Genomic DNA, 18177 nt, shown 5'->3' with positions numbered 1-18177 from the left:
TCATAAAGGAGTTATGCAACAAATGCAAATATTATTTGTATGGTTAGAAGTGTACTCTGGGGTATTTAATAATCAAAGTTTTGACTTATTACAATGATATCAGTGAGAAATTTCTTTTTGAGTGAATAACTTATATCGTTTCTATAGACGCATTATCTATCGCTAGTAGTTCTGGAATCGAGCAGCGCGCCGGTGACGGTGACGGCCGGTCGGGCCACGCTGCAGCTCTCGCGCTGTCTAATACTTTATTAGCTGTTTTTGTCTTAATGGCTTCATAGCCATGGGGCGCTAGTCTAAAACTTATTTTTAATAGCTGACGATTTTTCAGCTCAGAAACCACGTCAAATCAACAACTTCAGTCTAAAACATTATTTTCGTCTAACAATTGTAGTAAATGAGTTATAAATTAGTTATGGCGGCATCCTCGTCCTGGGCGGGAAGGTGCCATGACCATTTCTGGAACCTTACTGACAAACGGCGGTAACGGCGCTGCCTGCTTTGACGGCATTGGAGGGGTACGAATGCGGCGGCGGCAATATCATCCATCTGATTTCGACAAACACGGCATCAGTCACAGGCACAGTGCAGGTTAACTGTGGGGTTTACGGAGCACATGCAGGTGCGCATTCAAATAACGAATAGACGCTTTAGCTCATTTTCTTCCACGCGGTTGAAAAATAAATAATAAGTATAAAGAGCATCGAGCAAAAAGTTTCAATTACAGAGCTCACCTTTAATAAAGGTTTTACCAAGTATATCAAAATGAGCTCCGTGGATTTTGTCAGAATATTCATGTAATAGGATCAATTTTTATGTCGAATATTAAATGATTTAAAATTGAAATTGTAATATTTAATTTAAAATATGATAGTATGGATTTAGATAAAGGAACTAATCTATAGAATAGTTCACTGCTTGTAAGGAGATTTAACGTGACAAATATAACAGGGATCGTTCGTAAAATAGATGAAATAACAAATTCGATCATGCTGAGAAAATTCAGATCAATAAGCAGCTGTGTTCTATGCTTGAACAATGTAAATGTAGTAATGTTTCATGGGAAACTTGTATGCAATGAATGCTCTAATCAACTTACTCAATTAGGAACCTCTCAGATAGAAAATGACCAACATAACAAAAAAAATATAAAATAACTACTCGCAACACTGTATCAAATGTTGCTCAATTTACTAAGTCAGAAATTAGAGGCAGAGTCCTTCAGGCTTATAGCGAGAATCCTGGTGCAACTCAACAACAAATCGGGGAATTGCTCGGGATGAGTCAGAGTAAAATAAGTTTGACTTTATCCGGAAAAAACTCAAAAATAAATACAAAAATCTCACGGCGAACTAGATCAGAAAATAGGGATCTAGTACTCCGGGCTTAAAACGATAATCCTGGTGCGACGCAACAAAAATTAGCTGAATTACTTGGGATGAGTCAAGGGAACATAAGTATGATTCTCAGAGAAATGACATGATAATAGGAGAATAAAGTAATAATTCGGTTTATAGAGTTGAAGACTGTTGTGCTGGCAATCATCCGGAAGAAGCACGGCTTCCGGTGACTGCGGCCAATATGCCGCCCATATTCAGTCATGAACGTGTGTTTGAAACCCCCTTAATGACGGTTCCCGATAAATAAAAAATATGCAGTAATTTGTAATATGATGTAAAATATTAGTGTATGATATAACCTACATAGGAGGATTTAACTTCATGATGAAATAATATTATGTAATTCCGGCATCAATTACTATTGCGGTGGGCATCTTTTCGGCGGGTGTTTATGCGGATGGGGTAGTCAAACAAATTACTGCTTACCAAAATTTTTCAATTAAAATTAAGGTGAACGGGAGCATTTTGGATCTGAATGATAACACTGGTTCAATGGATCCCATTATTTATAATGGACATAGCTACGTTCCTGCAAAAGAACTAGGAGAAGCATTAGGGGCTGTCGTGCAGTGAGATAACGATACTTCTCAACAGTAGTCGTTACAGGAGGAACCCAAGCAGCATTGCCTACAGCAGATAATAGTTCATCAACACCCGTAAAACCAAGTCCTACGTCAACGCCTACGACTAAATTAAAAACGTCTTACAGTTCTACTACTAGTAAAGAAACCATTCTTAACGATTACAAAGCTTTTGGCGGAAAAGAGGGTTTGGATCTGGAAATAAAGGCTGAAAGAACTGTAACGGAAGACACCAATGCTTCGGTAATTTATGTCAGTGGAGTTTTATGTTCCGGCACTAAGACTATTGCTTTAACTGAAAAAGATCTTGAATTACACATGGAAACTAAATTCGCCAATCTTAAACAAGATCTTCAAAATAAAGAAATTAAACAGTACACGAAAGGAGAATTACGGTGTTTGATGTTCGGGTGTTGGGCGTAGCGTTGATGACTAATGGGGAACGCGGGATTCGTATTAGCTTCACTGATGAATCTAATGGTGTTGAGCAAATGTTACTGTACTCTCAAACAAATGAGGGAGACGTATTGGTGCTGGACCGAATCAACAAAGATGACTTGGAAGTACTTAGCTTTAGCTTAGACGAGGGCTTAGAGTTGACAGTAAAGCATGGACCGCTAGTTGGACATGTATTTGCTGCGGGAGATCATGGTTTGCTGTATGCTCAAAGACAACCATCCGGTGATAATGTATATGTTGGGTATTTTCAGGAAGACCAAACCTCAACTTATAGAATTGCTGGTCATGACTTTGTTGTTACTCACAGTCACGGTACCAAGGTAGTAAATGCTAAACTGTTGTTGAATGGAGATGTTAAGTGTGAGCTCAACTAACAACGATAACACTAATGCTTTGAATGCGAAGATTCTACAAAATGCTATTGAGATTAGTGTTAATATCGGATTAATGATGGGAACAAAACAACTCATATCCACCGACAGTGATGTCATTAACTCTGATTCCATTCAGGAAAATGTTGTTCTGTGGGCTACGCAATTCGCAAATAAGTACGGACATATCATAGATCCTGAAGAGTTCGCTAAAGTGCCAGAGCTTAATAAACATAATGAGTCTTTCGGTTATCTTGCGGCTATTGATACCTACACTAGGATTAAGTGTGAGGAAGTTGGTTGGGCAGGTAAACCGTATGATGCAGAGGATTATGAAGCTGCCAAAAAGATCGGTTTGGATTTAGATAACTGGAATGATTACTCAAAGTATTACCAGTTGGGGACTGTCGAAGAAAAAGAAGAGTAATTGGTTATATTAGGAGTTGAATAGAGATTATTAGAGGAGCAGGATGCATTTATTGAGAGTTCAAATCTCTCTTCCTCTTTTTATTATGGGACGAAAGGGTAACACCCTAAGAGTCTCAAAAATACATAAGAAGCGCGAGGAATAGAAATGAAGAATTTATTCAGTAAAAAAGTTTCAGCAATCATTGCAATTGTATCACTAGCTGTATCGGCAGGAACTTTAGCCTATGCTGATTCAGCACTTAAGCAAATCACAGCATATCAAAATCAAGCATTAAAAGTAACTGTCAATGGTAGTGAAGTTGATATGTCCAGTGAAGATGGGACTATGTATCCAGTGGTTTATGATGGCCATAGCTATGTATCCGCGAAAGCAGTTGCAGAAGCTATGGGAGGTTCTGTTAAATGGAATAACTCAACTCAAACAGTTGAGATCACTAGTGGAACTCGTACTGGTTCTGGAATTCCAGACAAAGACAATACTACTAAACCAACACCTAAACCTACTGCAGCACCTACTCCTCCTCCAGTAACTAAACCGTCTGAAGGATCTTCTAACTCTGGTACAGTATCCAGTGGGGAGTCGGTGGCCTATACAGATATTTATAACAATCCTTACTCAAAAGGTCATTGGAAAGCAAATTATAAAGTAAGCGTAAATAAAGTAACGCCAGTTACTGCTGAACAGGTTGTAGATTTAGGATTCAAGAAACCGGATGATACTTCTACTACTAGTTGGGCTTTAGTTGATGTTACAGTGAAAGCTGACAACATTAATTATACTCAGGTAAAACCAGATCCAGGTAGTGAATATGGCTACATATCTAGTATTGTTCCTCAGTTCTCAGGAGTGACTGTAGCTGATAAAAGTGCTAAGATTATTGGAGTAACTGATTATGGATTCGATGGTTCTTTTAGTAGAAACTTGGATGATGCTCTTGGTTCTAATAATAAGATTAAACCGGGTGAGACAAAGTCTTATAATGTCTCTGGTAAAATCTTAGTTACTCTATTTAAAGGTCAAAGTAATATGCTTTGGATTCGTCAACAGGATAGTACCGTAGAGTTTGACTCAAGTGCTCTCTATATTAAACTTAACTAATCTGCTATAATTCGTATTTATAAAAGAGAGACTCAATCTACTACGGATTGAGTCTCTAATTATATCAATGAATATGCAATACAATGGATGTATGTTGAGTTGCAGGAAAGTACATCAAGTAGTTGATTATTAATTAGCAATATATAATTAGGAACATGTACCGTTTGCTACTATAAGCAATGCAAGACACTGTTTATAATTTATATTGACATAATAGTTGGTATAACACTGGTCATAAAGTCTTCAATATTATAGTTAAGATACTAGGAAGTGAGGTGGAAAATAAATCCACACTCACTTTTTCTTTGTATTACGGAAAGAATAGATAAACAAAATATACACTATATTGACCAATGTCAATAAACTATTGCTATGTTAGCAAAGACAATTCTACATACAGTAAATACAAGCAATATAAATGACACTTATGTAACTAATTCAGACCAATTAGTTAAACTAGCATATACGGAGGGAAATTATGAAACTAATAGAGAATGCTGTTCCTATTGAAAACCCATTTGGTGCAGAGGAATTTGTAGAGCTTTTAGGCTGTATGGGGCAGGAAGAGTTTATTGATTTTGTAACAGAGCTGTGGGATGAAGGGGAAGGTCTCAGTATCTATCACGATGATGTGATAAGCTACGTTCATGTGGCCAGTAAGAATATATTATACTACCGTAAAATAGATTCTGAGGGAACAAGCAAGCCAAGTGAGAGTGCGAGTGATAGTGCGAGTGATAGTGAAAGTGAACCTAATAAGAATAATAAATCAGCAGACAAGGCTAGAATATTTACAAATAGTTTGTTGATTCTAATATTATTTCTTAGCACATTCTTACCACAATCAGCTAATGCGGCTTCGTATTTTCAAGGTACAATGTCAGAAGATCCAGTCAACTATGGAAATCTAGCTGACACAAAATTCAATACAACAACCGGATCAGTGACTTTGCCAGGATATTTAACAACAGTACAATCTAAAAACTATACTGCAACAGCATACACTTTCACAGATCCTAGAAAGATTCCAAATCAAGCTTCAGCAAATCTTTCAGCACTACCTTCTGATGCTAATGAATCTTTATTGACGGCTATTCTTGCATTTTCGCAAAAGTTTGACACAGCACAGATTACAAAACTTACAGGTATAACTGTAACAGATGCGCAAGTTAAAGAGGCTACTCAACTAGCATTATGGACTTACGCAGCAACAGTTCAATTGAAATATCAAATTGATGTAAACTCAGTTAGTGATCCAACAGTTCGTTCTTTAGCCACAGCAATTTCTTCTTGGGCTACTACGCAAGTTACAAACTTGCCAGCAAATGTTACTATGGGAAAGCATTTGTTCCCAACATATAAACCTACCCTGGATGCATCAGCGGCTAAGATGAACAAGTCTCTCAATTATGTGAATTTTGGTCCGTACACTATCAACAGTCCAGTTGCTACAGCGTTTAATTTCTCTGTTAGTGGTGGACATCTGCTTGATGCTTCAGGTAATGTTGTGGAACAAATTCAATCGGGTCAACAATTTAACATTGGATTTCCTGAGACTTAAGCTGGTTCTCAAATAGCTAAGTTTGTAGGAACACAATATGAATATTCGTTAAACTTCGGTAAAGAAAGACTGTGGTTGGACAAAGTGGCAAAGCCTGCAGTGCTACAGTTTCAGTTAAACTCAGCAGCAGGTACAAAAGGCATTATTGAAGTTCATACGGTTGATTCAATTACTGGTCAGCCTGTACAAGGTGTGAACATACAGATTTCCAATTCAGCTCCAATTACAAATGTAACAACTAATCAAGAAGGTAAAACCCAATACAGTGGTGATGTTGGTGCGTATACACTTTCTTTTGTGGGGTATTTAGACATATTCTTTAAAGTATACAGATCATATTTTAATTAAATACATTTATTATAAACAAAGATTACCTATGATAGCTTAGAATTCTTTTGTGTCAATTAATTTTAGTAAATCAATTCTTTTCCTCATAAGAGTATTCAACTCATTTGTCCACATTTTTCTATCATTAATTTGTACATGATCATAATAATCTGTTTTTAATTTAATTTGTGTATCCTCTCCAGCTAATGTCAGTAGCTCATTCTTCCTTTGTTGAATGGATTGATCAAATATCATGTTCCAATTGTAATTTTTTTTATAATTAAGGCGAGGATTTAAAATATAATCGTGAAATAGGTTATTAATTGTTTTTGTAAATATTATTTCTTCACTGCGGGGCCAAATCTCTTTATACCGTTCCCTTAACTTTAATATTTGGATAAAATTTTCAGCTCTACGCTGATCCTGACCTTTCGTGGCTTTAACGCAGATTTTCTTAGTTCTAGAATCAAATATGAATTTAATTTTTTTATTTATTTCATCATAATATGGATGTAACACAGGAAGGAGACAAGCTTCTCCTTTGACTAACTTTGAATTGCAAGTAACACAAGCGATCACAAAGTTTTTCCAAAATATACTTAGTAATGGCAATTTGGATTTTGGTAAAAAGTGGTCTATGTTAGATTCATTTGAGTTAGTTATTTCACTTTTATCACAATAAGGACATATTCTTGTATGCGCTCCAACCAAAGTGCGAGTTTCTGACTTTGATATCGAATTTCCTTCAGCACCATAGAGTTCCCAGAAATTATCATTATTTAAAAGAGATAGGTAAGCATATTCAAAAATACTTTTAAGAACTTTGTTAGTATTTTCATTAAAAATAGGAATTCTCTTGTGTTCTCCTTTTATTACTTTTACATAGTTTTCTGACCAATGCCTGTGTGTATTTATAAATTTTTTTAAGTTTTTAGTATCAAATTGTTGTATTAAAGTAAGCATATGATTTCTTACGCTTATCCTTTTAACGGCCATTTTTTGTATTCTATTAATAACCTCAGGTTGCCTATTAACATTTACTTTTGCCCAAGCTAGAATCTCTTTTTCATCTTGAAATTTTATCTTGTTCAAAGACGCCCAACTTAATAGATCTATGACATACTCATTTGCAAATTTATAAATTGTCGAAAATCAGAAAAAACTTGGTACTTCTCTGTAGTAGTACTTAAATCATCATAAATTTTACGTGCCTTAATTAAATTTTCTGGTTCTCCTGTGATAAAAAGTTCCACCATTTCCTTATATAGGGCTGTTGTAAATGTACCACGAAGGTTTTTTAGACCAAATACTTCTCTCAATAAATGATCTGGGCTTCCACCCAGAGATTGCGACCGATATTTGGGCGAAAAAGAATTCGAGCGGCGTCTACACGCTGCACCCATCAAAGCTTGCAGAAACCTTATGGACACAGCCGGTCAGCAAGATGTTTGGCGTCGGCTCGCGGATGACTGCACATTTCGCCAAGCTGGGGATGTACACCGTTGGCGATGTGGCCCAAACGCCGCTGCCGCAGCTCAAGAACAAATTCCGCGCCCGCTTCGGCAAGCAGTCGGATATTCACGCCGAAGTCATGTGGCGAACGGCCAATGGTTTGGATGACAGTCCGGTCACGCCGACGACGTTCGATACGGCTCCGAAGTCGATCGGTCATATGATGACGCTGCCGCGGGATTATGAGGAGTCTTCAGAAGTGAACACGATCCTGCTGGAGCTTACCGAGGAGGTTTGCCGGGATTGCCGCCGCAAGGGATATATGGCTTCGATTGTGACCGTTAGCTGCATGTGCAGTCCTTTCGATGCGCCGACCGGCTTTTCACGTCAAATGAAGATGCCGGATCCGACGAATCATACCCGTACCGTTTTTGAAGCGGTGAAGCAGCTTTTCTATAAATTCTGGGATACGATGCCCGTGCGCCGCGCAGGTGTTATGCTGAGCCAATTCGTCGAGGATCATACGTATCAGCTGACGCTTTTTGAGGACCAGATCAAGGCGCGGGCGCTGGAGAAAGTGACGGACAGCATCAAGGATCGATATGGCAACGCGGCGATTGTGCGTGCTTCCTCCATGACGACCGCGGGTCAAGCACAGACTAGGGCGCTCAAAATCGGAGGGCATTATAAATGAGTAAAAAGCTGGAAAAGAACGGCCTTTGGGAATCCAGCCGCATGATGCTGCCGCAGCACAGGGAGGCATTGCAAAACCAACGCAACCATAAGCCTGCTCCGGCAAATCGGCCCACGGCAGAAGATATCGGGGTGATACGCGATTATGTGCTGCTGCCGCTGATGCACGGGATGATTAAGCGCAAAGCGGGCGAAATCGAAAAATCCTCCGAAACGCTGCGAACGCTTTATGCCCGCGTGGCTTATGCGCTTGCTGCGCAAATTCTGGCTGATCTCAGCGAAACCAAAACGAAGATGATGCAGCGAGGCATCCAGTTATTCGAGGAGAATAAGGATGACCGTGCGATTCACTACCGCTATCTGTGCCGGGGGTATGAGGATACGCTGATGATCGCCAAAGATTACATGCGCGCGGAGATCAGCGTGCGAACAGCCCGGTACATTGAGCAATTGCTTGCCGTCGTGAACAATGCGCGGAAGGCTGATGAACAGAAGGTTTGATGATAGAGTTCCGCGCAGCCCGATAGAGAATCCTCTGTCGGGCTGCGCGAATTGACGTGAGTCTTTCTTTTTCACATAATGGAGAGAGAGTCTGGAGGCAAAGGGTGGGTATACCGAATGTGTGGACGCTACACGATTACTGTGACGTTAGAGGAACTAATGCTTCGTTATGATACGTATTACCAGTATCCGGCTAGATACAGCCCCAAGTACAATGTAGCCCCAGGGCAGCAAGTGATGGCCATTGTCCATGACGGGGAGAAGAACAAGCTCGGTGAGCTGCGCTGGGGGCTTATTCCAGAGTGGGCGAAGGATGAGAAGATCGGCTATCAAATGCTCAATGCGAGGAGCGAAACGCTCGCTGAGAAGCCTGCTTTCCGCAAGCCGTTTGAGCGCAAGCGCTGCCTGATTCCGGCGGATTCCTTCTATGACTGGAAGGGGACGGGCAAGCATAAGCAGCCTATGCGGATCATGCTGCGGAGTCGAGAGATTTTTAGCATGGCGGGGTTGTATGATACTTGGACCGCTTCGGATGGGACACGCATATCCACTTGTACCGTCATTACGACAGAGTCGAACGAGATGATGGCTGAAATTCATGAGCGGATGCCCGTTATTTTGCCGCGAGAGCTGGAGGCTGCTTGGTTGGATCGCCAGGTCACGAGCCCAGATAAGCTGAGTCCGCTGCTGAGGCCCTATCCGTCTGACCAAATGATGGCGTACCCTGTATCCACTCGCGTAGGCAACGTTCGCAACGATGATGAATTATGCATAGAGCCATTAAGCCTGCTGCTGTAAGCAGAATGGAAGAACAGAATGGGAGAGTTAGTGAGATGAGAATGCGCACGATCATCAGCATTTTAATGGTGCTGGCAATTATTTTTGGTTTGAACGGTTATATCGGTTGGCATGCGAAGGTGTTTTTGGCTGACCAGTTGGGCTCTTCGTTTCATTCCGGGGTGTATTGGATTGTTTTCTGGCTTGTCGCCTTGTCCTACCTGCTGGCATGGGTGGGCTCGCGTGTGCTGCCTGGGGGCGTGTCCAGAGTACTCAAAATAGTCGGATCGTATTGGTTTGCTATGATGCAATTCGGCTTTCTGCTGCTGCCTTTGACCGATCTGGCTATCGGCGTGCTTCATCTGGCCTCGGTTTCACCGGATACGTACAAGCCGATTCTCGGATGGGTGGATGTAGCTATTGTTCTATTCTTGATGTTTCGCGGTTCCTACAATGCACGTACCCCTGTGATCCGGAAATATGACGTCACCATTGCTAAAAAAGCCGGAGACTGGGATCAGCTGCGCATCGCCGTAGCGTCTGATATTCATCTGGGCTCCATCGTTGGGAACCGTCATTTGCGCAAGCTGGTTGCGCAGGTCAATGGGATGAAGCCGGATTTAATTCTTTTGCCTGGGGATGTCATTGACGATGATATTAAGCCTTTTATCCGATATGAGATGGGAAAAACGATGGGAGAGTTGAAGGCTCCACTCGGGATTTATGCCGTGCTTGGGAATCACGAGTATATTGGAGGACATATTCCAGCTTTCGTGGAACAAATGAAGAAGATCGGCGTTCAGGTTCTCATGGACGAAACTATTCATATTATGGACCGCTTGTACATCGTTGGCCGTAAAGACAAGGCGGCAGAACGAACTGCCGAAGGACGTCAAGCGCTGGCGGCCCTGCTGGAAGGAACAGATGCGGAGCAGCCGATTATTGTGATGGACCACCAGCCTTATCATTTGGATAAAGCTGCTGACGCTGGGGCTGATGTGATGCTGTCCGGTCATACGCACAGAGGGCAAATGGCGCCAAATCACTTGATCACAAGAAGACTCTTCGAGCTCGATTGGGGCTATTTGCGCAAAGGGAATTTGCACGCGATTGTTTCTTCAGGCTTCGGCACGTGGGGACCGCCTATCCGGCTGGGCAGCCGGTCGGAAATTATTCAGTTAACGATTCATTTCAAAAAGTAGCGAGAGTAGAGGGATAGCCCGTATGCAAGAGACAGACAAAAAACAAATTACCCCAATAGAACTAGCTGCAGCGATGATGCAGTTTACGATGAAAAGCATAGATAACAGCTGGGATACGATTAAACCGGTCGCTGCGGCTTACTTAAAGGAGCCAGTATTATCGGAAGCGAAAGAAGAAGAGCTGCTGCGAGAAATTTACGTAGCGGCCTTGGCGCTGGAAATTTACTGTATTCCTCACGCTTTTGATGCAGAGACAGCCCGTCTTGTAAGCTTGGGAATGGGGGAAGTTATGGCTTCAGAGCATTTGGCCGAGCATCAATTATCGGAATCGATTCGAGGGCGCTATTTGCCGCGATTGGAAGCCGTTAACTTAAAAGCTCCTGATGACTTGGCGCTTGCCCTTGTCGAGGAGGCTGCTTTTATTCTCTATGACCGCTTGGAGCTTCCGCTTAAGCCCGCTGATCTGAGCCATAGCCTGTTGTGGGCCAAGCTGCTTCCTTTTCTGATTCAGCTTGTGGGGAAATGGCCAATCCTTTCGGCGAAATTCGACGTTCAGGTCGGAACTTCTTGACTTAAAGGTAATAATTACGAATAATAGATGGAAGTAAACGATTATGAACCACATAGGATTAGAGGCAGCAGTTCTATCTTATGCTGAGTGGAGGTACGAACGAAATGTCACCAAAGTCACCAAAAAGAGTTACCGTATACCTATTATCCGGATTCCTTGGCAGCGGCAAAACGACGCTATTAACGAAAGCAATTGATCATTTTACCGAAGCGGGCCGCAAACCCGCCGTCATTATGAATGAAATCGGAGAAGTGAACCTGGATGGACAATTGGTTGCCAGCGAAGTGCCGATGTCCGAGCTGCTTGGCGGCTGTATCTGTTGCTCGAATCGCGGAGATCTGGGGTTGGCGCTGAAAGAGCTCGTCACCGATGAGCAGCCTGATCTGATCTTCATTGAATCAACAGGGATTGCGAATCCGATGGAAATTATTGATGAAGTCACCGATGCTTCGCTTCTTCTTCCGGTAGAGCTCAAAGCTGTCATTACCGTCGTAGACGCACCACAGCTGCTGGAGCTAAGCCGGACAAGCCGGGGCAAGACCTATAGGCTGATGCAGGAACAAATTCGCTGTGCGAATTTGCTTTTGCTGAATAAGACGGACCTGCTTCAGACAGAGGCCCTTCAGGAAGTGGATGCGCTTGTGCGAGAATGGAATGCCTTTGCTTCTGTTCATTACACTGTTTTCAGCCAAATTGACATGAGGCTAATCGAAAGGTTAGAAGAAGAGGACACACCTCAGCCGTCCGCAGGTGACGTGCATGAGGATGCGCATCAGAAACAGGACCATGTGCACGATCATGAGCATCACCATGAGCATGATGACCATAAACATAATAACCATAACCATAACCATAACCATGCGTCCCAAGTGGAGCACCATCATTCTCATAGCCATGTCATGGCATATACGCACTTTTTTGAGCGTGCCGTGGACAGCCAGGCTTTCGAAGAATTTGTAAGCAAGCTGCCGCAAGAGGTCTATCGGGCGAAAGGAATTCTCAGCTTCTCTGACACATCGAGCCGCTTTCTTTTCCAGTATGCCTACAGGGAAATGGACTTCGTCAAAATTACACCCAAAGGGGTCGTACCAGATGTGGCTGTTTTCATCGGAGAAAATTTCTCCAAGGATGCGGTCCGCACGGAGCTTCTTAAGCTGGAAGCCGCTGCTGACAGCGTTATAAAATGAAATATATTAGAATCCAAGCAGAATGCTTGGGTTCTTTTTTTATGAAATACGAAAACGAACTTACTGGTGGGGAACAGCCTGGTAAGGGTGAGTTTAGGGAGTTAAGGCTGTTTTTGCATTGAAAAAATCTATTAGACACCGGCATGGAGCAGGTGGTAAATTTAGGCATATATTTATTAAGTCGATAGAAATAGTGTGATTTATTGTGAGGGAGCGAAATGTGGAGCGATAGAAACAACTGTAAGCAGAAGATGTAAGTAGAAGAAGTAGAAGATGTAAGCAGAAGATGTAAGTAGAAACTATAAGTAGCAAATAGCAAATACAGAATCGAAAGAAGGCGCGGCCGCATGGAACTCTACTGGAAACGCAATCTTTACATGCTGTGGCTGGGGCTATTTTTTAATCACATCGCGTACACGCTTTCCGTACCGTTTTTCCCTATTTTTCTGCAGCATGATTTGGGAATAGAGAGTGGGCTAGAGGTTTGGGCGGGCGTGTCGATTTCTATCAGCTTTCTCATTAGCGGCTTGTGCGCGCCTTTCTGGGGTTCGCTTGCTGACACATATGGCCGAAAGCCGATGCTTATTCGCTCTGGCGTTGGGTTAGCTCTGGCGCATTTTGCCAACTTTTTTGTGTATGATCTTTTCTCTTTTATTGTTGTTCGGATTTTTCAAGGGATTATGGCGGGCTTTAGTCCCGCTTCGATCGCGCTGGTTGGTACCAATACGCCAGAAAAACATGTCGGCTATGCGTTGGGCGTTATTTCGACATCAACGGCAGCCGGAGGCATTCTGGGGCCCTTGGCAGGTGGTGTGCTGAGCCATTGGATGGGGCTGAGGGAATGTTTCGTGGCATCCGGAATCATTACGTTGATTTCAGCTTTTATCGTCCTTGTAGGGGTGAAAGAGGTTCATGAACGTAAGACGGGCATCCGTTCCAGTGTTATTCAGGATCTGAAACAAGCGGCAGGCCATCCGCAGCTGATGCGGCTGTTCGGATTAACTTTAATCGTTTCGACTTCGGTGATGATTCTGGAGCCGCTGCTGACGATTTATGTGGTGCAGATAGGAGGAAGCCTGAATAGTGCTTCACTCAGCTCGGGCATTGTTTTCTCTGCGGTAGGGGTTGCTACGGTTATTATGGGTCCGCGATGGGGGATCATCGGTGGGCGAATCGGATATGAGAAGATACTATTTATCGGGCTGCTAGGCGGGGCGGTTGGTAATTTGCTTCAGCTTTTTATACATGACCTTGTCGGTTTCGGTATTCTGCGATTTAGCTATGGGCTCTTTTTTGCAGCGGTATATCCGGCTTTGAACGCTCTCATTGTCAAGCAGGTAGAGCCTGAATTTCGCGGGCGGGCAGTTAGTCTGAATCAATCGTCAAGCCAGTTCGGCATCGTGGCAGGTCCTTTGCTGGGGGGTATTCTGGGGGGATGGATTGGCATTCAGTTCGTATTCCTGATTACTGGCATCGTCCTGCTGGGAACAGCCGTGGCACTGAAAGGACGAAGCTCTAAAGCGGTGGAGCGAAAGTTGGCGGGGTGAGAGAAGCTATTTACTGTTATGCCATTGCGTGGCGGAGATATAATCTGCTTTATCAAAAACAAACAACCGCTCAGGGATATTCCTTCCTTGACGGTTGTTTGTTTTATACTAGAGTCCTCAGTTCAATTCCTTGAGCGGCTCGAAATTAGGGTAAACGTAAGGCGACGCCGGCTTTTCGGCTTTCTCGATCTGCGAGGCTTTAATAATAAAGATGTCGTTTCCGTTGTAGCTGCCGTTTTGGATGGTGCCTGTAACTTTAACCCACATATCCTTCTCGTAAGTCTGGGCGGTTGGGAAGTCAATCAAGACGCCATATGGCGTAGCATCGGCTGAGCAGCAGCTGACAGCAAAGCGGCCAACGACGAATTGGTTGTTTGTCATGTTATCTTCGCGATAGACGAAACCTGTCAGTTCGATTTTTTTGCCGATAAAATTGTTTTTGAAGAGGTCGATGGACGATAGAATCTCCATATAGATGTCCGGTTTTACGACGATCGTGTCCTTTTTATATAAAATCATCCCGATCTTGGAGAAGTCTTCATCCCATTCGTTATCGGCCTTGAACATTTGCTGCAGCTGCGCATCGGTCGTCGCTTGGATGGGCGCTGCGGCGGCAGTGGTGTCGCTTGAAGCGTTGTTGGAACTCAGCGGAGGAACTGAGGGTAAAGGCTCCGAGGCTGCAGCGGCTTTCTCGCTAGATGTGTCAGAGCTTGTTTGAGCACTGCTATCGGCAAGCAGGGTTGCTTTGGATTTAGCTATGCTCGATTTGGCGGCGGAAAGATTCATGCCTTTGGCAGCGGCCATAGTACTGCTTAGCGCGGTATCCGGCAGCAAAAAGCCGATGAGCAGCGGCAAAACGAGCAAGCCGTAAGCAACCGTGTTGCGTAAAGCCGAGCGGGAAACGGGCTGCTCACACTCACAGGCTACCGGGTTGCCCCAATAAGCTCGCAGAGCCATATAGCCTTGAAAGCAGGCGATCACATAAAGAAGGACGGAAGCGATTTTGACATATATCATCATGCGCGGGGCTATGTAATATTGCAGGGAATCCGTTTTGGTCAGAACGACAATATAGCTGGAAAATCCCAATAAAATAAGCGTGCGAAAAAAATAATGAAAGATCATAACGCGGGCAGCGCTCATGATAATTCCTCCTTGGTTTGTAGAACTTGAACTTAGATAAACCGCTCCAACAGCAATGAACAGGCAAGCACGGAAACAGCGATTAAGACCGAGAGAAGCAGGACGAACTTGGATTTGAAGACGGAAAGCAGCATAAGCGTGCTTTTGAAATCAAGCATTGGACCAAATACCAGAAACGTAAGAAGCGAGCCGGAAGTAAACGATGTTTGGAAAGAGGAAGCCACGAAAGCGTCTGATGTCGAGCAAAGGGAAAGGATGTAAGCAAAGCCCATCATGAACAAATGGGAGCTCAGGGGACCTTGACCGATGGCGAGCAAGCTGTCGCGCTGCATGAAAATTTGAATCAATGCGGTAAGCAGGGAGCCGAACACTAGATATTTTCCCATTTCAAAAAACTCATCTGAAGCATGGACAAAAAAGGTGTTTAATTTGCCGGAAAAGCCGCCGCTTGGATGCTGGTGTCCGTCAACGGCTTCCGGAGCGGAGAAATGGGCGCGGCTGATGCGCAGTGGACTGCTTTTGATAAAACGAAATAACACGAGTCCAATGATGACAGCAACGGCAAAAGCAAGACCCATGCGGGAATACGCGATGGATGGATGATTGCGGAAGGCCATGAAGGTAGCGGCGAATACAATCGGGTTAATGATCGGCCCGGTCACGATGAAGACGACGGCAATATAAACCGGCATCCCCTTGAGAATCAGCCTCCGAACGACAGGGATCATACCGCATTCACACATGGGGAATAAAATGCCCAGCACACAAGCGAATAAAATGCCGAGAATAGGGTTCTGCGGAATGAAACGGCGAATGGTTTGCTCGGATACAAACGTTTGCAGCAAAGAAGAGAGGACGACGCCTAATAAAATGAAAGGAATAGCCTCAAGCAAAATGCTGATGAATATGGTTTTGAAAGCTTGCATGTGTTCCAGAGTGAACATGGAGATCGATGGCATATCTTTGTTCAAAAAAATAAGCATAAGTAACAGAAAGCAGATAGCTGCAATCACATGCATGCTGGCTCGAAACAAGGTAGTGGGCATTGGCGCAAGACTCCTTAATGATAATTATTACTATTTTAACCTATGTGGCTCCAAAGGGGAATAGGACAACTTTTAAAGTCGCAGCAGCTCCGCTACTTGACGTAATAGGTCGATTTGCGGCACTATGTTAATAGAACATTTTATGACAGAGGGGTAATGCAAATGGGCACTCATAAGCATACGATTGACGAGATGCTAAGAGCCATGGCACAAAAAGGCTGGCGCATTACGGAGCAGCGCAGGAGTTTGGCAACGTTATTTGCGGAATCGGGAAGCTATTTATCGCCGAAAGACGTTTATGAATACATGAAAGTCAAATACCCGGGTGTAAGCTTCGATACGGTGTACCGCAATCTTCGACTGCTCAGCGAAATGGGCGTTTTGGAGCAGTTTCATTTGACGGACGGCTTGAAATTCAAGGCCAGTTGTCTCTCCCACCATCATCATCATATGATTTGTGTGAGCTGCGAGAAGACGGTCACATTCGAGTTCTGTCCGATGAAGCTAGTGCAGGATTTGCCGGAAAACTTTGAAATTCAAAGCCATCGGTTTGAGATTTTCGGTTATTGTTCGGATTGTAAATCAAATGCATCGCCAGAGCGCGTGGAGCATTAAGGTTAGCACGGATGAATCATAGATACAGCTGAGAGCTGCTGCGTAATTGCGGGGCTCTCTTTGTTATGCTTGTCCAACCTGCAAAAGGAAATATATAGGAAAAAACTTTGTCAAATTTTGATGTAATTTGTTATTGTAAATAGTAAAGTATCGTTTACAATGAAATAAGAAATGTAAATACGAGCCACATCATAGGAGATTTGCTGATGAAGAACTTCATAGGGAAAAAGGTTAAACACGATATAGTTAATTCTGTCGGCCTTGTCCTCATTCCCGCCAAAGCGACGATCGGAACAGAAGAGCTTGAACTCATTCAGATGCATCGCGTGGATATGTCTTCGATTGTGTGGGAGATGCCGGCGAAGTCCGTCGCAGAGTCCAGCGAAGTTCTTATGCAGCAAACGGTAAAACAAGCGAAACAGTTATTTCAAGGGATTCAAACAGGTCGCAAAATACCCGTTCATCAATTTCGCGAAGAAATTATTCCAGCTGTGCAGCAAATGACCGAAAATCCGAACATCTTCGAGTTATTCGAAGCGGTGCGGGCTAAGGATGATTATACACATCAACATAATATTGGCGTAGGCGTGCTGTCGACCTTAATAGGCAAATGGATGAATCTCAGCAGTGCCGAGCTGGCAACGCTAAGTCTAGCAGCTACGCTGCATGATGTCGGCAAAGTGAAGATCCCGCTCGAAATCCTGAATAAGCCAGGCAAGCTGACCAAAGAGGAATATACGGTGATTAAGCAGCACACGGTGTTTGGTTACGAAATGTTACGAGACACCGTTGGTGTAGGGCATCGTGTAGCGTCTGTTGCGATTCAGCATCATGAACGGGAAGACGGCAGAGGGTATCCCTTCGGGCTCAAAAGAGATCAGATTGATGTATATAGCAAAATCGTCGCGATAGCGGATATTTTTCATGCGATGTCCTCCAAACGTCCTTATCATGAGCCTATGCCCTTCTATGAAATCATTAAGCAAATGCGGGAAGGCACCTTCGGCGAATTCGAGCCGGAAATTATTTCTGTATTTCTCAGCAACATTACCGCTCATTTAATTGGTAACGATGTCTTGTTATCAGACGGCCGCCGCGGAGAGGTTATTTATCTTAATCCTCATGATATTGGCAGTCCGCTGGTGAAGGTGGGCAATGCGTTTGTGGACTTGAGCAAGGAAAGAAATATTCAAATTCAATCGATTCTGGCCTAAAATAG

The 18177-nt window shown here is 43.4% G+C and carries 19 protein-coding genes and 2 pseudogenes; 18 read left to right on the top strand and 3 right to left on the bottom strand.

The genetic code is table 11. The features are described from left to right. The first annotated feature begins 1150 nt into the window (after positions 1 to 1150). The 9 genes and pseudogenes from BC351_RS44410 (at position 1151) to BC351_RS25135 (ending at position 6245) form a co-directional block, all read left to right on the top strand. Positions 1151 to 1387 (top strand): helix-turn-helix domain-containing protein, encoded by a 237-nt coding sequence (locus tag BC351_RS44410; RefSeq protein ID WP_144028528.1) that lies wholly within the window; start codon positions 1151 to 1153, stop codon positions 1385 to 1387. A 15-nt stretch (positions 1388 to 1402) separates the two neighbouring features. Continuing rightward, a pseudogene (locus BC351_RS44405) lies at positions 1403 to 1480 on the top strand (hypothetical protein); the annotation flags it as partial. A 283-nt stretch (positions 1481 to 1763) separates the two neighbouring features. Next, positions 1764 to 1970, top strand: a complete 207-nt coding sequence (locus tag BC351_RS44400) for a stalk domain-containing protein (RefSeq protein WP_425270943.1) — start codon at positions 1764 to 1766, stop codon at positions 1968 to 1970. Between the two features lie 50 nt (positions 1971 to 2020). Next, positions 2021 to 2401, top strand: coding sequence for a hypothetical protein (locus tag BC351_RS25160; RefSeq protein ID WP_079416199.1), 381 nt, complete (start codon positions 2021 to 2023; stop codon positions 2399 to 2401). Next, complete coding sequence (locus BC351_RS25155; RefSeq protein WP_079416197.1) at positions 2374 to 2811, top strand: hypothetical protein; 438 nt, start codon at positions 2374 to 2376, stop codon at positions 2809 to 2811. The genes BC351_RS25160 and BC351_RS25155 overlap by 28 nt, the downstream gene beginning before the upstream one ends. Further along, positions 2798 to 3235, top strand: coding sequence for a hypothetical protein (locus BC351_RS25150; protein WP_079416195.1), 438 nt, complete (start codon positions 2798 to 2800; stop codon positions 3233 to 3235). Before BC351_RS25155 ends, BC351_RS25150 begins: the two co-directional genes overlap by 14 nt. 147 nt (positions 3236 to 3382) lie before the next feature. Further along, the gene (locus BC351_RS25145; RefSeq protein WP_079416193.1) at positions 3383 to 4336 is read left to right on the top strand and encodes a stalk domain-containing protein; all 954 of its coding nucleotides are present in this window, start codon (positions 3383 to 3385) and stop codon (positions 4334 to 4336) included. 478 nt (positions 4337 to 4814) lie between these two features. Beyond that, on the top strand, positions 4815 to 5897 hold the full coding sequence (locus BC351_RS25140; protein ID WP_079416191.1) for a hypothetical protein: 1083 nt from the start codon (positions 4815 to 4817) through the stop codon (positions 5895 to 5897). A gap of 75 nt (positions 5898 to 5972) precedes the next feature. Next, the gene (locus tag BC351_RS25135) at positions 5973 to 6245 is read left to right on the top strand and encodes a peptidase associated/transthyretin-like domain-containing protein (RefSeq protein WP_079416189.1); all 273 of its coding nucleotides are present in this window, start codon (positions 5973 to 5975) and stop codon (positions 6243 to 6245) included. A 36-nt stretch (positions 6246 to 6281) separates the two neighbouring features. Here the strand turns inward: BC351_RS25135 and BC351_RS25130 are convergent, their stop codons facing one another. Further along, positions 6282 to 7316, bottom strand: coding sequence for an HNH endonuclease (locus BC351_RS25130; protein WP_079416187.1), 1035 nt, complete (start codon positions 7314 to 7316; stop codon positions 6282 to 6284). Between the two features lie 250 nt (positions 7317 to 7566). Here BC351_RS25130 and BC351_RS25125 point away from each other — a divergent pair. The 7 genes and pseudogenes from BC351_RS25125 to BC351_RS25095 all read left to right on the top strand — a co-directional run. Continuing rightward, a pseudogene (locus tag BC351_RS25125) lies at positions 7567 to 8370 on the top strand (DinB/UmuC family translesion DNA polymerase); the annotation flags it as partial. Then, positions 8367 to 8870: a YhjD family protein gene (locus tag BC351_RS25120; RefSeq protein WP_079416183.1), complete on the top strand. Its 504-nt coding sequence runs from the start codon at positions 8367 to 8369 to the stop codon at positions 8868 to 8870. The pseudogene BC351_RS25125 and the gene BC351_RS25120, both read left to right, overlap by 4 nt. A 117-nt stretch (positions 8871 to 8987) precedes the next feature. Then, entirely contained in the window at positions 8988 to 9668 is a 681-nt protein-coding gene (locus tag BC351_RS25115; RefSeq protein WP_079416181.1) for an SOS response-associated peptidase, read from the top strand. 35 nt (positions 9669 to 9703) lie between these two features. Beyond that, complete coding sequence (locus BC351_RS25110; protein ID WP_079416179.1) at positions 9704 to 10849, top strand: metallophosphoesterase; 1146 nt, start codon at positions 9704 to 9706, stop codon at positions 10847 to 10849. Between the two features lie 22 nt (positions 10850 to 10871). Further along, on the top strand, positions 10872 to 11420 hold the full coding sequence (locus BC351_RS25105) for a hypothetical protein (RefSeq protein WP_079416177.1): 549 nt from the start codon (positions 10872 to 10874) through the stop codon (positions 11418 to 11420). Positions 11421 to 11524: 104 nt separating this feature from the next. Beyond that, positions 11525 to 12607: a CobW family GTP-binding protein gene (locus BC351_RS25100; RefSeq protein ID WP_079416175.1), complete on the top strand. Its 1083-nt coding sequence runs from the start codon at positions 11525 to 11527 to the stop codon at positions 12605 to 12607. 347 nt (positions 12608 to 12954) lie between these two features. After that, on the top strand, positions 12955 to 14154 hold the full coding sequence (locus BC351_RS25095; protein WP_079416173.1) for an MFS transporter: 1200 nt from the start codon (positions 12955 to 12957) through the stop codon (positions 14152 to 14154). 117 nt (positions 14155 to 14271) lie between these two features. Here the strand turns inward: BC351_RS25095 and BC351_RS25090 are convergent, their stop codons facing one another. Both BC351_RS25090 and BC351_RS25085 read right to left on the bottom strand, forming a co-directional pair. Continuing rightward, a complete protein-coding gene (locus tag BC351_RS25090; RefSeq protein WP_079416171.1) occupies positions 14272 to 15297 on the bottom strand; it encodes a TIGR03943 family putative permease subunit in 1026 nt (341 codons plus the stop codon). Positions 15298 to 15329: 32 nt separating this feature from the next. Beyond that, positions 15330 to 16343 carry a permease gene (locus tag BC351_RS25085; protein ID WP_079416169.1) on the bottom strand — a complete coding sequence of 338 codons (1014 nt, stop codon included), beginning with the start codon at positions 16341 to 16343 and terminating at the stop codon, positions 15330 to 15332. Between the two features lie 162 nt (positions 16344 to 16505). Between BC351_RS25085 and BC351_RS25080 the strand changes: the two genes are divergently transcribed. Next, positions 16506 to 16958 (top strand): Fur family transcriptional regulator, encoded by a 453-nt coding sequence (locus tag BC351_RS25080; protein WP_079416167.1) that lies wholly within the window; start codon positions 16506 to 16508, stop codon positions 16956 to 16958. A gap of 206 nt (positions 16959 to 17164) precedes the next feature. Next, positions 17165 to 18172, top strand: coding sequence for an HD-GYP domain-containing protein (locus BC351_RS25075; protein WP_079416165.1), 1008 nt, complete (start codon positions 17165 to 17167; stop codon positions 18170 to 18172). Positions 18173 to 18177: the final 5 nt, after the last annotated feature.

The organism is Paenibacillus ferrarius (assembly GCF_002027705.1).
Classification (GTDB): Bacteria; Bacillota; Bacilli; order Paenibacillales; family NBRC-103111; genus Paenibacillus_E; species Paenibacillus_E ferrarius.
This window is presented reverse-complemented; position numbering and strand designations above follow the sequence as displayed.

What these genes read in the sequence shown, in the direction of transcription:
- BC351_RS25145 (WP_079416193.1), top strand. Translation starts at nt 3,383, where the DNA reads ATGAAGAATTTATTCAGTAAAAAAGTTTCAGCAATCATTGCAATTGTA.
- BC351_RS25140 (WP_079416191.1), top strand. Translation starts at nt 4,815, where the DNA reads ATGAAACTAATAGAGAATGCTGTTCCTATTGAAAACCCATTTGGTGCA.
- BC351_RS25120 (WP_079416183.1), top strand. Translation starts at nt 8,367, where the DNA reads ATGAGTAAAAAGCTGGAAAAGAACGGCCTTTGGGAATCCAGCCGCATG.
- BC351_RS25115 (WP_079416181.1), top strand. Translation starts at nt 8,988, where the DNA reads ATGTGTGGACGCTACACGATTACTGTGACGTTAGAGGAACTAATGCTT.
- BC351_RS25110 (WP_079416179.1), top strand. Translation starts at nt 9,704, where the DNA reads ATGAGAATGCGCACGATCATCAGCATTTTAATGGTGCTGGCAATTATT.
- BC351_RS25105 (WP_079416177.1), top strand. Translation starts at nt 10,872, where the DNA reads ATGCAAGAGACAGACAAAAAACAAATTACCCCAATAGAACTAGCTGCA.
- BC351_RS25100 (WP_079416175.1), top strand. Translation starts at nt 11,525, where the DNA reads ATGTCACCAAAGTCACCAAAAAGAGTTACCGTATACCTATTATCCGGA.
- BC351_RS25095 (WP_079416173.1), top strand. Translation starts at nt 12,955, where the DNA reads ATGGAACTCTACTGGAAACGCAATCTTTACATGCTGTGGCTGGGGCTA.
- BC351_RS25090 (WP_079416171.1), bottom strand. Translation starts at nt 15,297, where the DNA reads ATGAGCGCTGCCCGCGTTATGATCTTTCATTATTTTTTTCGCACGCTT.
- BC351_RS25085 (WP_079416169.1), bottom strand. Translation starts at nt 16,343, where the DNA reads ATGCCCACTACCTTGTTTCGAGCCAGCATGCATGTGATTGCAGCTATC.
- BC351_RS25080 (WP_079416167.1), top strand. Translation starts at nt 16,506, where the DNA reads ATGGGCACTCATAAGCATACGATTGACGAGATGCTAAGAGCCATGGCA.
- BC351_RS25075 (WP_079416165.1), top strand. Translation starts at nt 17,165, where the DNA reads ATGAAGAACTTCATAGGGAAAAAGGTTAAACACGATATAGTTAATTCT.